Origin of the sequence: Donghicola eburneus, assembly GCF_900115865.1 — a bacterium.
GTDB classification, from domain to species: Bacteria; Pseudomonadota; Alphaproteobacteria; order Rhodobacterales; family Rhodobacteraceae; genus Donghicola; species Donghicola eburneus.
Map to the genome: position 1 here is coordinate 296,200 of NZ_FOXY01000003.1, position 14,328 is coordinate 310,527.

A 14,328-nucleotide genomic window follows, 5' to 3' on the forward strand; every position below is an offset into this window, starting at 1 on the left:
AATGCAGGGGGCAGGGCGCGGGATCCTATCGTATTTCACCCGTCACGGGACGGCAGCGAACCTGCTCTTGGTGATCCTGCTGGCCTCTGGTTTGCTCGCAATCCCGCAGATGCGGGCGCAATTCTTTCCCGATGTGGTGGTCGATGATCTGGATGTCTCGATCACGTGGGATGGCGCTGGGGCCGAGGATGTAGACGGCGCCATCGTCCAGCTTTTGGAGCCGGTTTTGCTGGCGGTTGAAGGAGTGACTGACGCGTCATCGTCCAGCCGCGAGGGCGGGGCGACGATCACGCTCGAATTCGAACCGGATTACGACATCGACCGTGCTGTAGACGAAGTGCAGTCCGCACTCGACCAAGTGAACGACCTCCCCGAAGACGCCGAGGACCCGCAAGTGGTGCGCGGCGGCTGGCGAGATCGCGTGACCGATGTGGTAGTCACCGGTCCGATTGGGGTGGATCAGTTGGCTCGCTTTGCCGATGAATTCGTGGTCCGCCTATTCGATTCAGGTGTCACCCGCACAACGATCCGTGGCGTCGCTGCCCCGCAAACCTTGATCGAGGTGCCGTCTTATCAGCTGATTGCCCATGACCTTAGCATGGCCGAAATCGCCTCTGCCATCGCAGCAGAAGTCAGCGCAAACCCCGCGGGCGACGTGGATTCGGCGAACGCACGGGTTCGGACTGGGGTCGAAAAACGCGGCGCAGACCAGATCGCCGCGATCGTGCTGAAATCCAATCAGGATGGAACGTCGCTGACCGTCGGCGATGTGGCTGACATACGAGTCGAAGGCGTCGACCGAGCGCGCACCTATTTCGTAGGCTCTGATCCGGCGATCACAATCCGTGTGGACCGATCGCCTACGGGCGACGCCATCGGCATCCAGCGCAGCGTCGAAGAGGTGGCGGCGCAGATGCAGGCCACCTTGCCCGAGGGCACGACGATTGATCTGATCCGCACGCGGGCCGAAGCGATCACGGGACGTCTGAACATTCTCCAAGAGAACGGACTCATGGGTTTGGGCTTGGTTGTTCTGTTGCTGTTCCTGTTCCTGAACGCGCGCATTGCGTTGTGGGTCGCGGCGGGCATTCCGGTGGCGATGCTGGCCGGGATCGCGCTGATGTATGCCTTTGGGATCACGATCAACATGATCTCTCTCTTTGCTCTGATCATCACATTGGGCATCGTGGTGGATGACGCCATCGTGGTTGGTGAACACGCGGATTTCCGTGCCCGGAGGCTGGGAGAGGACGCCGTCACAGCAGCAGAAAACGCGGCACGGCGGATGATTTTGCCGGTGTTTGCGGCGACAATTACGACCGTCACGGCGTTTTTTGGACTGGTCACGATTGGTGGCCGGTTTGGCGAGTTGATCGCAGACATCCCGTTTACGGTGATTGTGGTGCTGATCGCTTCGATCGTGGAATGCTTCCTGATTCTGCCCAACCACTTGTCCCATGCGCTGGCGCATACGGCCCAAAACCACTGGTACGACTGGCCCTCGCGTCAAGTGAACAAAGGCTTCCGCTGGGTGCGCGATGTGGTCTTTCGCAGGGTGATGCAGGTAGTGGTGACCTTGCGCTATCCGGTTCTGGCCCTGGCGATCCTGCTTCTGGCGTCGCAGGCGGCGCTGTTTATCTCTGGCCAGGTGACATGGCGGTTCTTTAACGCGCCAGAGCGGTCGAGCGTGTCGGGCAACTTTGTCATGATCAACGGTGCGGATCGCAGCGATAGCATCGAGATGATGCGCGAATTGCAACGTGCCACCGAGGCTGTCGCGAGCCGATTCGAGGGCGAACATGGCGTGAACCCCGTGACATATGCAGTTGCGGAAATCGGGGGCAATACGGGCCGACCGATTTCTGGCAGCGGGGACAAGGACAGCGATCTGCTCGGCTCTATCGCGATTGAACTCGTGGAGGCCGACGCCCGCCCCTATTCCAGTTTTGAATTCGTGGTCGCGCTGCAAGAAGAGGTCAACCAGCACCCCTTGGCCGAGATTGTTAGCTTCCGCGGGTTCCGCTCGGGGCCGGGGGGCGATGCGCTGGACGTCCAGTTCTACGGTGCCACCGCCGAAACTCTAAAAGCCGCGTCCGAGGCGCTGAAGGATGCGCTGATCCAGTTCCCCGAAGTCTCAGCGGTCGAGGACAATCTGGCTTACGACAAGCAAGAACTGGTGCTGGAACTGACTGCCCAAGGGCAGGCGCTTGGGTTTGATATCGACAGCCTTGGCACCGTGATCCGCAACCGTCTGAACGGAATTGAGGCGGCGAGCTACCCCTTGGGGCCGCGTAGCGCGACCATTCGCGTAGAATTGCCCGAAGGTGAAACAGCTGCTGATTTTCTAGACCGGATGATGATGCGGACGGCGCAGGGTGAATATGTGCCCTTATCGGACATCGTTTCTGTCACCCGCCGCGATGGATTTTCGACAGTCCGCCGCGAAAACGGGATCCGACTCATTTCGATCACAGGTGATATTTCCGAGGATGACCCCGCCCGTGCTGCCGAAATCCAGAGCATCATGGAGCAAGATATCCTGCCGCAAATCGCATCTGAGTATCAGGTGGAGTTCCGAATCGCCGGCCTGTCAGAGCAAGAGGACGAATTTTTGTCCGATGCGCGGACGGGTCTGATTCTGGTTCTACTGACGATCTACCTGATTCTCGCTTGGGTCTTTGCCAGCTGGTCGCGCCCCTTGGTGGTGATGAGCGTGATTCCCTTTGGTCTTGTCGGGGCGATCTGGGGGCACTTCATCTGGGATGTGCCGCTGTCGATGTTCACTGTTGTCGGCCTGCTTGGGATGACGGGGATCGTGATTAACGACTCGATCGTTCTAGTGACCACAATCGATGAATACGCCAAGGAGCGTGGGATCATTCCTTCGATCATCGACGGGGCTACCGACCGGTTCAGGCCCGTTCTGCTCACCACGCTCACCACGGTTCTCGGACTTGCGCCGTTGCTTTACGAGACCTCAGCCGATGCGCAGTTCCTGAAGCCTACGGTGATCACGTTGGCCTACGGGCTTGGCTTCGGGATGTTCCTCGTGCTGCTGGTCGTGCCAGCGCTGATAGCAATCCAGACTGATATCGGTCGTCTGATGGGGGCAGCGCGCACTGCGAGCAAAGCGTCTCGTGCGCCAGTCGTGCAGCGGGGCACACAGTTGACGGCTTTGGCGATTTTCCTGTGGGGGGCTTTGACGATCGGTTGGGTGGCTGTCACCGGCGCTGCGCTGCCGCAGGTAGCAGCTGTGCTGCCGATGGTTCAAAGCATGGGTGGCGCGTTTTTGGTTTTTGCAGTCGGAACGATGGTGCTGACCCTGATCGGGTTTGGGCTGACGGCATCAATGATGGGCCGCCGCGCGGCTTAATCGCAGCCGTGCACTTCGACCGCGTAGTCGCTGCCAAGCACAGTAAAGGTGATCGCCGAACGGTCGATCATCATGCTGCTGCCGGAGATCGCGCTCAAATCCGCAGAAATGTGCAGGGTGTTCCCCGCGCGGCGCGTTTCAGCTGGATCGACCCAAATGCGCGGGTTGTTTACCTCGACTACAGAGCTCTCGCGCGTTCCCGAGGGCGGCATGGCCAATGTTGCGTTCAGGGTCAGTCCAGCGCTGGTGGGGTCCAGATCACAGTCGACGTCGCGCACGCCTGCTTCGGACCGGCTAAACGGGCGAGAGGCCATGGCCGCAGCGATTTTGGGGTCACGGTGACCTTGGAGCGGGAGGTCTGCTGAAAAAGGCAGCGTGACCGGCATGCAGATTTCCTCGCAGACGCCCATATCCACTTGGCCGCGTAAAATGATCGGTTTGCTCGGGTCTTGGGGGACGAGGCGCATGGGCAACACGAGCCCGTCTTTGTAGCCAATCGTCTTGTAACCACTGCTCTCGAAGACCTCTGGCGCAGGCCAGATGAAGCCGACGGACTTCAGATTCTCGGACCCACTCCAGTCGAAGTAGGGGGGGATCCCGGCCTCGCCCGGCGCACGCCAGTAGGTTTTCCAGCCCGGCGCCAAAGCCACATCCAGCGCCGCGATGTGAGATCCATCAGATTCTTTCCACCCAGACAGGATCTGGTGGTGGATTGTGTCATCGTAACTACCGGCCATAGCGGGCGCGGCAGCACACAAAGCGAGGGTCAGAGAAAGGGCGCGGCTGTGTTTCATCTCTTACAAATGCGATGTGTCCTTGGTTTTTCCAAGTCACATTGCAGCGAGAGAGTGTGTTACAACGCCTTGCCAGTGACAGAAATGCAGCACATGCTGTTCAGTATGAGCAGCAACACCACAGACCTGACCGGCAAACTTCTGATCGCGATGCCAGAAATGGGCGACCCCCGCTTTGAGCGGAGCGTCGTTTATTTGTGTGCCCACTCTGACGAAGGCGCGATGGGCTTGATCGTTAATAAACCGACTGACGATGTTGTCCTCGGCGACCTGCTCGAGCAGTTGGATATCCCGCAAGGGCCGTCGACACGCAATATCATCGTGCATTACGGTGGACCGGTCGAGCATGGCCGCGGTTTTGTCCTACATTCAAGCGATTACCAGTCGGACACAGCCACGTTGCAGGTCGATTCCCGCTTTGGGATGACGGCCACAGTGGACATCTTGCAAGAGTTGGCGCGCGGCGAAGGACCGTCCAGCGCGCTTATGGCGTTGGGCTATGCGGGCTGGGGACCAAACCAGCTGGAAGAAGAGCTGCAAGAGAACGGCTGGCTCGTCTGTGATGCTGAGTTGGAACTCGTATTCGGGACAAGCGACACCGATAAATGGATGAGCGCGTTGCACTCTATGGGCATCGACGCGCTGAACCTGTCCGCGAGCCAAGGCCGCGCTTAATCGCGAGGGGCAGCCGCGCGATTCAAGCGGTCATTGATGGCCAAACCCAATCCGTGATTCGGAATCGGTGCGACCGCTATGCCGTGGGGGGCGAGCGCATCTAGTGTGTGGAGCGCAGGGAACAGGTTGGTTGCCGCTTCGGTCACGTCCCCAGTCTCTGACAGGTTCAGATCGCAGTCCATCTCTCCGAAACCCAACAGCAGTTCGTCGCCTTCGCGGGTTGTGGCGTTCAGGCGGACTTTGGCTCCGGGCGCGTAATGAGAGACGAGCTGACCGGGGGCGGTGATGCCTGCGCCTGCGCCAGCCAAGGGCCGGCCAAGAGCGCCCTCGGCATCTTCCATCGACAGCCCGCCTGGACGTAGCAGGCGCGGGGTGCCGTCATATACGCCGATGATCGTGGACTCGACGCCGACGGGGCAGGGGCCGCCATCCAGAATTGCAGCAATGCGTCCGTTCAGACCGGCCATGACGTGGCCAGCCGTCGTGGGGCTGATTTTTCCTGACGGATTGGCCGAGGGCGCGGCGAGGGGGCATTCGCTCACGGTCAGCACTTTGCGTGCCAAGTCGTGGGCGGGCAGGCGGATCGCCACGGTCTCCAATCCAGCGGTGACCAGCGGTGACAACCCGTGTCCCTCTTTCAAGGGTAGCACCAAAGTCATCGGGCCAGGCCAGAAGGCGTGGGCCAGCGCCTCTGCCATCTCGTTCCAGACGACATAGCGGTGCGCAGCCTCGACGCTCGGCAGGTGCACGATCAGGGGGTTGAAACTGGGGCGCCCTTTGGCTTCGTAGATTGCGGCGACGGCGGCATCGTTTCGCGCGTCACCGGCCAATCCGTAGACCGTTTCAGTGGGCAGCGCGACCAAATGGCCACTGCGCAAAAGCTCGCTAGCGTGGTGCACGCCTGCGTCGGTGTCCGGTAAAATCAGGGTATTTTCTACGACCATAGTTTCTGTGACGCGGCGTTTCAGTTGATGCAAAGAGGGCAACAGATAGGGTTCCCAGTGACCAGACCCATAACGGGGCCGAAGCCCAAGGCCAAGCCCGCTTGAGAGGAGCACGCCATGCCCTATCGCGCGCCGATAAACGAATTCAGCTTTATTTTTGACAAGATCGTCGGTCTCGGCGACGTCACCAGCACGCCTCTATTCGAGGATGCTTCGCACGATGTGGTGACCGCCATTCTGGCCGAAGCCGCCAAGCTGAGCGATGAAAAGCTGGCCCCCGTGAACCGTTCGGGCGACGAGCATCACACGGTTCTTGAGAATGGCGTCATGCGCGCAGCCCCCGGATATGGCGAGGCCTATCAGGCGATTGCAGAGGGTGGTTGGGTCGGCATCGCCGCGCGTCCCGAGTCCGGTGGCATGGGTCTGCCCATGACCGTGGCGAGCGCGGTGAACGATATGATGGGCGCAGCCTGTCTGTCGCTGCAACTGGTGCCACTGCTATCCATGGGGCAGATCGAGGCGCTGGAGCATCACGCCCCGGACGCCATCAAGGAACTCTATCTGCCCAAGCTGACCAGTGGCGAATGGACCGGCACGATGAACCTGTCCGAACCGCAGGCTGGCTCGGATGTAGGCGCGCTGGCGACCAAAGCAGAGCCCAATGGTGACGGCACATTCTCGATCACTGGTCAGAAGATCTGGATCAGCTGGGGCGATGCAGATTTCGCGGAAAACATCTGCCATCTGGTTCTGGCCCGCCTGCCCGACGCGCCCAAGGGGACCAAAGGCATCAGTCTGTTCATGGTGCCCAAGTTCCTGCCCGACGCAGACGGCAATCCGGGTGAGCGTAACGACCTGCGTGTCGTCAGCATCGAGGGCAAGATGGGCCTGCACGGCAGCCCAACCTGTGTGATGGAATATTCCGGTGCCAAAGGCTGGCTGGTTGGCCCCGAGGGCGGCGGTATGGCGGCGATGTTCACCATGATGAACAACGCGCGTCTTGGCGTGGGCGTGCAGGGTGTTTCGGCGGCTGAAGGCGCCTATCAGCACGCGCTGGCCTACGCGATGGAACGCAAACAGGGCCGCACTCCGGTCGAGGGGCCCGGCACCATCGTCGACCACGCCGATGTGCGCCGGATGCTGGCCGAATCGAAGTGCGACATCTTTGCGGCGCGCTGTATTGCGCTGGCCTGTGCGGCGGCGATCGATATGGGCAACGCGACCGGTGATGCGGCGTGGAAGGCCCGCGCAGCTTTCCTGACCCCTATTGCCAAGGCATTCGGCACCGAGACGGGCATGCGCGTGTCCGAAACCGGTGTGCAGATCTTTGGAGGCATGGGCTTTGTCGAGGAAACTGGCGCAGCGCAATACTACCGCGACGTCCGCGTGACCGCGATTTACGAGGGCACCAACGGCATTCAGGCCATGGACCTTGTGGCGCGGAAACTGATGGATGGCGGCGAGGCGGCGTATGCCCTGCTGGACGAGATTGAGGCTGATGCAGAAAAGGCCCGCGCGACCCTGCCCGAATTGGCCGAGCCCGTCTGGCAGGCGACGGAGACTCTGCGCGAGGCGACCGAATGGCTGGTTTCTCAGGGGGACTTGCAGGACCGTTTCGCTGGCGCGGTGCCGTTCCTGATGGGCTTTGCCCGTGTGTTGGGGGGCTACTACCACTTGAAGGCCGCGCTGGCCGAAGGGGGCGAGGGCACCCGCAGCCGTCTGGCCAAGTTCTACATTGACCGCCTGCTGCCAGAGCATATTGGTCTGCTGACACATGCACGTCAGGGGGCGGTTGACCTTTATGCGATCACCCACGATGACCTCGTGGCATGAGCGCAAAGACAGGCATCCGTTATCCATTCCCCGACCCGCCCGCCGAAGGCGAGGCTATTGAAATCGCAGAAGGCGTCCTCTGGATCCGCCTTCCGCTTCCCATGGCGCTGGACCATGTGAACGTCTACGCCCTGCGCGACGCGGGCGGCTGGACCATCATCGACACCGGCATGAACAGCCGCCGCACCCGTGCGATCTGGGAGCATTTGATGGCTGGCCCGCTGCAAGGCCTGCCCGTGCAGCGCGTGATCGGCACTCATCACCACCCCGACCACATCGGTTTGGCCGGTTGGTTTCAAGCCAATGGCGCAGAGCTCTTGATGGCCCGCACAGGCTGGCTGATGGCGCGGATGCTGCAGCTGGACGAGCAAGAGCGGCCGACAGAAGAAGCCGTCACCCACTGGCAGCGCGCTGGCATGGACGATGCCATTCTGGAGCATCGCCGGAATGAACGTCCCTTTAACTTTTGCGATATGGTCCACCCGATGCCGCTGGGGTACACCCGCCTGCAGCAGGACGACACGATCCGCATGGGCGGGCGCGACTGGACCGTGCACACCGGCGGCGGTCACGCGCCTGAGCATCTGACTTTTTGGTCCAACGACGACCATCTGGTGATTTCCGGCGATCAGATCATCAGCTCGATCAGCCCCAACGTTGGCGTCTACGCCACCGAGCCAGAGGCGGACCCGCTCGCCGACTGGATCGAGGCCTGCGAGCGGCTTGGTGCGATGGCCCGAGAGGACCATTTGGTGCTGGCGGGGCACAAGCTGCCCTTTACCGGTTTGCCGACCCGCATGCGTCAAATGAAAGAGAATCACCACAATGCGCTGCCGCGTCTGGTAGACTGGTTGGACGAACCCAAAAAGGCGACCGACTGCTTTCCCGTCTTGTTCCGTCGCAAGATCGGGGAGGGGGAATACGGCCTTGCACTGGTTGAAGCCGTTGCTCACTTGAACCATTTGCACCACCAAGGTCTTATTACACGCGATTTGGGGGCGGATGGCGCTTGGCTTTGGCGCAAGGCTGGCTAAAACTCTGCGGCAACACACCCCTTCGACGAAGTGGTGACAGGGCCGCTAAAATCGAATAAACGCGGCAGCGACGAACAGGAAAGGACGCCCGAGATGGCTGAACACAAGCACGGCAGCATGGACATCACCGACCAGCAGAACACCTTTGATGGGTTCATCAAGTTCACCAAGAACGCGACGATCCTCATCATCCTGTTCCTGATCTTCTTGGCCCTGACCGGCGCCTAAGTTTCCCACCGGGGGTTTTATGAAACGTCGTTTTTTCCTGCTGGGTGCACCAGCAGTGTTGGCTGGTTGTGCCGCAGAACCGATTTGGGCCCCCGATAATGAAGTGAACCGCTGGCGGTACCGACATGACGGTCCGCCCGCGATTACCCTTTATACGATGATCAGCAATGACACGGATGCCGGCGCGCACTCGGGGCTGATGATCAATGCCAGCGAGCGGATCCTGTTTGATCCCGCAGGCAGCTACCATTTTGCCGAAACGCCCGAACGCAACGATGTCTTCTTTGGCATCACAGAGCGGATTCGCGATTTCTACGAGCGGTACCATTCGCGCGTGACCTTCCGCGTCGTCGCGCAAGAGGTCATCGTCACCCCCGAGGTCGCGCAGACCATCTACAACCGCGCTCTGAATTTCGGTGCGGTGCAAAAAGCGAACTGCACCCGTGCGGTCAGCACGGTGCTGCAGGACTTGCCACCGTTCGAGAATGTGCGTGTGACGTGGTTCCCCAAAACGCTCATGCGCGATTTTGAGGATATTCCTGGTGTCAAAGAGCGCCTGATCTTTGAAACCGATGAGGATAACAAGGATCTGGCGCTCAAGGCATTTAACGCCGAGGCAGAGTTCAACGCCCGTCAGGCGACCAAAGCCGCCAATTAACCCAAGATGTAGAGCAATGAGTACAGCGTCACCGCTCCGCCTACGATGGCGAGGATGACGTTGCGTGTGACGTAGCCCAAGGCTGCGGTTACGAATGCTGCACCCAGACGTGCGGGGTCCGGCACTCCGCCCGTTGCGGCGGGGAACAGGATCGCGGGCGCGACCAATCCGGGCAGAACGGCTACGGCGGTGTAACGCAGATGGCGCAGCACCCATTCAGGGAGTTCGCGGTCTCCAATCAGGCCAAGAAACACAAAGCGCAGGAAATAGCTGCCTGCGCCAAGGCCAAAGATCACGATCCAGAGTTTGAGTGTGGGGATATCGGTCATGATCATGCTGCCTTTGCGGTCATGCGACGTTCGACTTCTGCGCCGACGGCCATCGCTGTGATGGCGGCGATCAGAAGGCCAAGGTTATAGGGCAGGCCCATGAACACGAGCGCTAGTACGATCGACGTAAATGCGGCCGCGATATGTGCCAGCGTGCGCAGAGCGGGCGCAATGATCGCGAGGAACGTAATCGGTACGGCAAAATCCAAGGCAAGCCCGTCGGGAATCGAACTGCCGAGAAGTGCTCCTGCAATGGTCGAGGCGTACCACAGGGGGACAACCGAACTGGCGGTGCCAACAAAGTAGGCAAACTTCTGTGATGGCGTCCGGTCGGGGTTCTTTTCAAACTCTAGCACAGAGGTCGCGTAGGTCTGGTCCACCAAGAGATAGGCGGCAAAAGCGCGCTTCCACAGGGGCATGTGGCCCAAATGGGGCGTGATCGACGCGGAATACATCGCCATCCGCAAGTTCACGGCCAGCGCAGAGATGAGCGCAATCGCGGCGGGCAGGTTGTCCGATAGCAATTGGAGCGCAGTAAACTGAGCCGCTCCTGCGATCACGACAACCGAGAAGGCCAGCGCCTCGAACACGTTTAGGCCCGCTTCGGTCGCAACAACACCGAACAGCAGGCCAAAGGGAACGATCACCAAAATGAACGGTGCGCCAGCTTTCATACCTTGGAAGAACTGGCTGCGGTCAGAGACGGCTTGCATGAGGGATCCTGCGGCTATTTTGCCTGAGAATCGCTAGTCCATCATTCGCGCTGATGCAATTAGGCGCGATGATAAAGTTTTGTTGGGTTGATCGTCACAATGCTTGCTTGTGATCTCGCACCAATGGGCGGGACGGGCTTACAATTTAGTCGAATGTGCCCGCTGCGCGGCCTACTAGCATGAAAGCCCTGGCAGACCGGGTGTCGGCGAAAAGGTTGATTTCCTCGTCGCTTGCTTTGTCCGCAAAGCTGGCGAACACCTTGTCGAACCGGCGCAGGAAGTGGTGCGCTGCATCACGAAAAATAGGGTCCTGACGCATGCGTCCTGCGGTCAGCGCCAGCGAGGACCGGTCCCGAATGCCGCCAAGGGTCGAAACCGCTCCGCCTCTCTCTCCTGCCGCAAATTTACGCCACAACTCGGGGCGGGCGCGGTCAGGGCGTAGGTCATCCATGTAGATGCCGTCTTGGCTGAGCAGGGTCAGAACATCTTGGGCTGCTTGGATGAGTTGCGAGGCCCGATGATCCGCGAGCCCGCGGCGCAGTGCAGCGAAGCCCTCTTTGTCATCGGGGGTCTCGGGGAAGTGGAGGGCACGGATGAAATCTGTGTTAGACAGCGGCTGCGCATCGTCCTGATCTGAAATCCCAAGCGCTAGGGTGGGCTGATCTTCGGACTCGGAGACACTCGGGGTGGCAGGCAAGGCACGGATCGCATCCATCCGGCGCGAGGACGAGAACATCGCCAACGCGCTCTCGGTTTGCTGTTGGGTGGCGACCAGATCCTCGAGCTTCTTGATCAAGGCGGGGTCTACGCCTGTGTTGCGCGGGGCATGCTGCTGGCTGGCCAGATAGGTCTGACGAATACCATCGATGGCAATCTGAAGGCGCGCCGCCTCTTGGCGCATGATGCGCGCGGAACGGGCCGCGGTTGCGCCGACCCACATCATGCCGATGGGCATGAAGACGGCCAGCACTTCGATCACAATGCGCAGGCTGTCGCCGTCGTTTTCCGTCTCGATCCCAAAGAAAAAGAGTGCGCACAGGGCGAGCCAGACAATCGTCAGCGCCACGGCAATCCACTCGCCGGGGCTGACGTCGAATTTGGGCTCTGCATCGCTGCGGTCGTAAAGACCCGGCGGTGTGCTGCCCTGCGTACTGTTGGACATAGTCGTGTCCTTAGACGTAGGAAATCTTCAGGACTTCGTAGGACTTTTCGCCGCCGGGGGTGCGAACCTCGACGCTGTCACCCTCTTCTTTGCCGATCAGGGCGCGGGCGATGGGCGATTTGATGTTCAGTAGACCCTTTTCGATGTCGGCTTCGTATTCGCCAACGATCTGCCAAGTTTTCTCGGCATCGGTATCCTCGTCTACGACAGTCACGGTCGCGCCGAACTTGATCGAGCCCGATAGCTTGGCCGGATCGATGACATCTGCCAGCGAAATGATGCCTTCGAGTTCCTTGATGCGGCCTTCGATGAAGGACTGCTTTTCGCGCGCCGAATGGTATTCGGCGTTTTCCGACAGGTCGCCGTGTTCACGCGCTTCGGCGATCGCTTTGATGATCGCAGGGCGTTCCACCGACTTCAGGTGCTTCAATTCGCTCTCGAGCGCGGTTGCGCCCGCGCGGGTCATAGGTACTTTTTCCATGGCCTCAGAATCCGTTATCGGCCTTGCCCCTGTCAGGGATGGCCGGTTTTTAGGGTTCCGCTACCTGAACTGAGGCGAGCGGTAATTTCAAGAGCCATATGAATATGGGACGGGATTCCTGCGATTCCGGCGCAAAAGGGCCGGCGTTTCTGCGCGCACATGAAAGCGGGCCTACATTTTGATAGGAATGCTGTGTCTAGGGTACCTATTTGCTCTGCCTATACTCGGGGGGCAAAAAATAGGCTGTGCTTTGAGTGTTTGTGCTCTAGCAGGGCTTGTGCCGCAATGCCGCATTCAGCCATTTTAACGTCGTGTCGCGATTGACCGGCAGGGCTGATCCTGCGTAACACTGCGCCAAGTTTGAAATATTATTGCGCGAACGAGACAGAGGAGCCAGCAGCATGACCGAGATTGTGCGCGAAGCCATGGAATATGACGTCGTCATCGTTGGGGCCGGACCTGCCGGTCTGTCGGCGGCGATCCGTCTCAAGCAGCTGGACGCCGATCTAGACGTCGTCGTTCTGGAAAAGGGCTCAGAAGTGGGTGCCCACATCCTGTCGGGCGCGGTGCTGGACCCCTGCGGTTTGGATGCCCTGATCCCTGACTGGAAAGAGAAGGGCGCGCCGATCAACGTGCCCGTCAAAGAAGACAACTTTTACGTGCTGGGTGAGGCGGGCAAAATCCGTGTGCCGAACTTCCCCATGCCGAGACTGATGAACAACCACGGCAACTATATCGTCTCGATGGCGAATGTCTGCCGCTGGATGGCCGAGCAAGCCGAAGAACTGGGTGTCGAGATTTTCCCCGGCATGGCTTGTTCCGAACTGGTCTACGGCGAGAATGGCGAAGTCAAAGGCGTCGTTGCAGGCGAATTCGGCAAGAACGCCGACGGCACCCAAGGCCCCGGTTACGAGCCCGGCATGGAGCTGCACGGCAAATACGTGTTCCTGTCCGAGGGCGTGCGCGGTTCGCTGTCCAAAGAAGTCATGGCGAAATACGACCTGTCCAAGGGCCATTGCCCGCAGAAGTTCGGCATCGGCATGAAGGAAATCTGGGAAATCGACCCCGAGAAGCACCGCGAAGGCACCGTGACCCACACCATGGGCTGGCCTCTGGGCTCGAACGCGGGCGGCGGCTCGTTCATCTACCACCTCGACAATAACCAAGTGTATGTCGGCTTCGTGGTGCACCTGAACTACGAAAACCCGCACCTGTTCCCCTACATGGAATTCCAGCGTTTCAAGCACCATCCGATGGTCGCCGAGCTGCTGAAAGGCGGCAAGCGCGTGGCCTATGGCGCCCGTGCGATCTCCGAAGGTGGCTACCAGTCGATCCCCAAAGTGACCTTCCCCGGTGGTGCGCTGCTGGGTTGTTCGGCGGGTCTGGTGAACGTGCCCCGCATCAAGGGCAACCACAACGCGATGCTCTCTGGCAAAGCGGCTGCCGAAGCAGCGTTTGACGCGATCAAAGCGGGCCGTCAGTCGGATGAGCTGACCAGCTACGAAGCTGAACTGCGCGAAGGTGCGATTGGCCAGGACCTGAAGAAGGTCCGCAACGTGAAGCCGCTGTGGTCTAAGTTCGGCCTGACTGCGAGCCTCGCTCTGGGTGGCTTGGACATGCATATGAACGAAAAGTTCGGCAAGTCTTTCCTTGGCACTCTGCGTCACGGCAAAACCGACGCGGCAGCGACCGGCAAAGCGGCGGATCACAAGCCCATCGACTACCCGCGTCCCGATGGTGTTTTGTCGTTCGACCGTCTGACTAACGTTAGCTTCAGCTTCACCAACCACGAGGAAAGCCAGCCTGCGCACCTGCAGCTGAAAGACCCGAGCATCCCCGTGAACGTGAACCTGCCCGAATACGCGGGCCCCTCGGCGCGGTATTGCCCCGCAGGCGTCTATGAATTCGTCGAGGAAGAGGGCAAGGACACCCGCTTTGTCGTGAACTTCCAGAACTGCGTGCACTGCAAGACCTGTGACATCAAGGACCCCAGCCAGAACATCAACTGGACCACGCCTCAGGGCGGCGACGGGCCCAACTACCCCAACATGTGATGTCGATTGCAGTGTTGTGATCAAAAAGGGGCGGCCATTTGGTCGCCCTT

13 protein-coding genes are annotated in these 14,328 nt (G+C 60.1%); 7 read left to right on the forward strand and 6 right to left on the reverse strand.

Annotation, left to right across the window (positions count from 1 at the left end; all coding sequences use genetic code 11):
* Window position 1: 1 nt before the first annotated feature.
* The gene (locus BM225_RS06890) at window positions 2-3,373 is read left to right on the forward strand and encodes an efflux RND transporter permease subunit (protein ID WP_092464029.1); all 3,372 of its coding nucleotides are present in this window, start codon (window positions 2-4) and stop codon (window positions 3,371-3,373) included.
* Here BM225_RS06890 and BM225_RS06895 read toward each other — a convergent pair.
* Entirely contained in the window at window positions 3,370-4,167 is a 798-nt protein-coding gene (locus tag BM225_RS06895; protein WP_072707938.1) for a protein-disulfide reductase DsbD domain-containing protein, read from the reverse strand. The two genes, BM225_RS06890 and BM225_RS06895, sit on opposite strands and share 4 nt — an antisense overlap.
* Window positions 4,168-4,260: 93 nt before the next feature.
* Here BM225_RS06895 and BM225_RS06900 point away from each other — a divergent pair, with 93 nt between their 5' ends.
* Window positions 4,261-4,842: a YqgE/AlgH family protein gene (locus tag BM225_RS06900; RefSeq protein WP_245780433.1), complete on the forward strand. Its 582-nt coding sequence runs from the start codon at window positions 4,261-4,263 to the stop codon at window positions 4,840-4,842.
* On the opposite strand, the gene BM225_RS06905 is transcribed toward BM225_RS06900, so the two are convergent.
* Entirely contained in the window at window positions 4,839-5,786 is a 948-nt protein-coding gene (locus BM225_RS06905; protein WP_072707936.1) for an L-threonylcarbamoyladenylate synthase, read from the reverse strand. The two genes, BM225_RS06900 and BM225_RS06905, sit on opposite strands and share 4 nt — an antisense overlap.
* Window positions 5,787-5,903: 117 nt before the next feature.
* On the opposite strand from BM225_RS06905, the gene BM225_RS06910 reads away from it, so the two are divergent.
* The 4 genes from BM225_RS06910 to BM225_RS06925 all read left to right on the forward strand — a co-directional run bounded on the left by BM225_RS06910 (window position 5,904) and on the right by BM225_RS06925 (window position 9,539).
* Window positions 5,904-7,619 carry an acyl-CoA dehydrogenase family protein gene (locus BM225_RS06910; protein WP_072707934.1) on the forward strand — a complete coding sequence of 572 codons (1,716 nt, stop codon included), beginning with the start codon at window positions 5,904-5,906 and terminating at the stop codon, window positions 7,617-7,619.
* Window positions 7,616-8,653 (forward strand): MBL fold metallo-hydrolase, encoded by a 1,038-nt coding sequence (locus BM225_RS06915; protein ID WP_072707932.1) that lies wholly within the window; start codon window positions 7,616-7,618, stop codon window positions 8,651-8,653. The genes BM225_RS06910 and BM225_RS06915 overlap by 4 nt, the downstream gene beginning before the upstream one ends.
* 93 nt (window positions 8,654-8,746) lie before the next feature.
* Window positions 8,747-8,881, forward strand: a complete 135-nt coding sequence (locus BM225_RS06920) for an aa3-type cytochrome c oxidase subunit IV (protein ID WP_072707930.1) — start codon at window positions 8,747-8,749, stop codon at window positions 8,879-8,881.
* Window positions 8,882-8,900: 19 nt separating this feature from the next.
* Window positions 8,901-9,539, forward strand: coding sequence for a hypothetical protein (locus BM225_RS06925; protein ID WP_072707928.1), 639 nt, complete (start codon window positions 8,901-8,903; stop codon window positions 9,537-9,539).
* Here BM225_RS06925 and BM225_RS06930 read toward each other — a convergent pair.
* The 4 genes from BM225_RS06930 to greA all read right to left on the reverse strand — a co-directional run bounded on the left by BM225_RS06930 (window position 9,536) and on the right by greA (window position 12,224).
* Complete coding sequence (locus tag BM225_RS06930) at window positions 9,536-9,868, reverse strand: AzlD domain-containing protein (protein WP_072708100.1); 333 nt, start codon at window positions 9,866-9,868, stop codon at window positions 9,536-9,538. The two genes, BM225_RS06925 and BM225_RS06930, sit on opposite strands and share 4 nt — an antisense overlap.
* Before the next feature lie 2 nt (window positions 9,869-9,870).
* Complete coding sequence (locus tag BM225_RS06935; RefSeq protein WP_072707926.1) at window positions 9,871-10,581, reverse strand: AzlC family ABC transporter permease; 711 nt, start codon at window positions 10,579-10,581, stop codon at window positions 9,871-9,873.
* Between the two features lie 145 nt (window positions 10,582-10,726).
* Window positions 10,727-11,743 (reverse strand): hypothetical protein, encoded by a 1,017-nt coding sequence (locus BM225_RS06940; RefSeq protein WP_072707924.1) that lies wholly within the window; start codon window positions 11,741-11,743, stop codon window positions 10,727-10,729.
* 10 nt (window positions 11,744-11,753) lie between these two features.
* Window positions 11,754-12,224, reverse strand: coding sequence for a transcription elongation factor GreA (gene greA / locus BM225_RS06945; protein WP_072707922.1), 471 nt, complete (start codon window positions 12,222-12,224; stop codon window positions 11,754-11,756).
* Between the two features lie 401 nt (window positions 12,225-12,625).
* On the opposite strand from greA, the gene BM225_RS06950 reads away from it, so the two are divergent.
* Complete coding sequence (locus BM225_RS06950; RefSeq protein ID WP_092464032.1) at window positions 12,626-14,278, forward strand: electron transfer flavoprotein-ubiquinone oxidoreductase; 1,653 nt, start codon at window positions 12,626-12,628, stop codon at window positions 14,276-14,278.
* Window positions 14,279-14,328 lie beyond the last annotated feature (50 nt).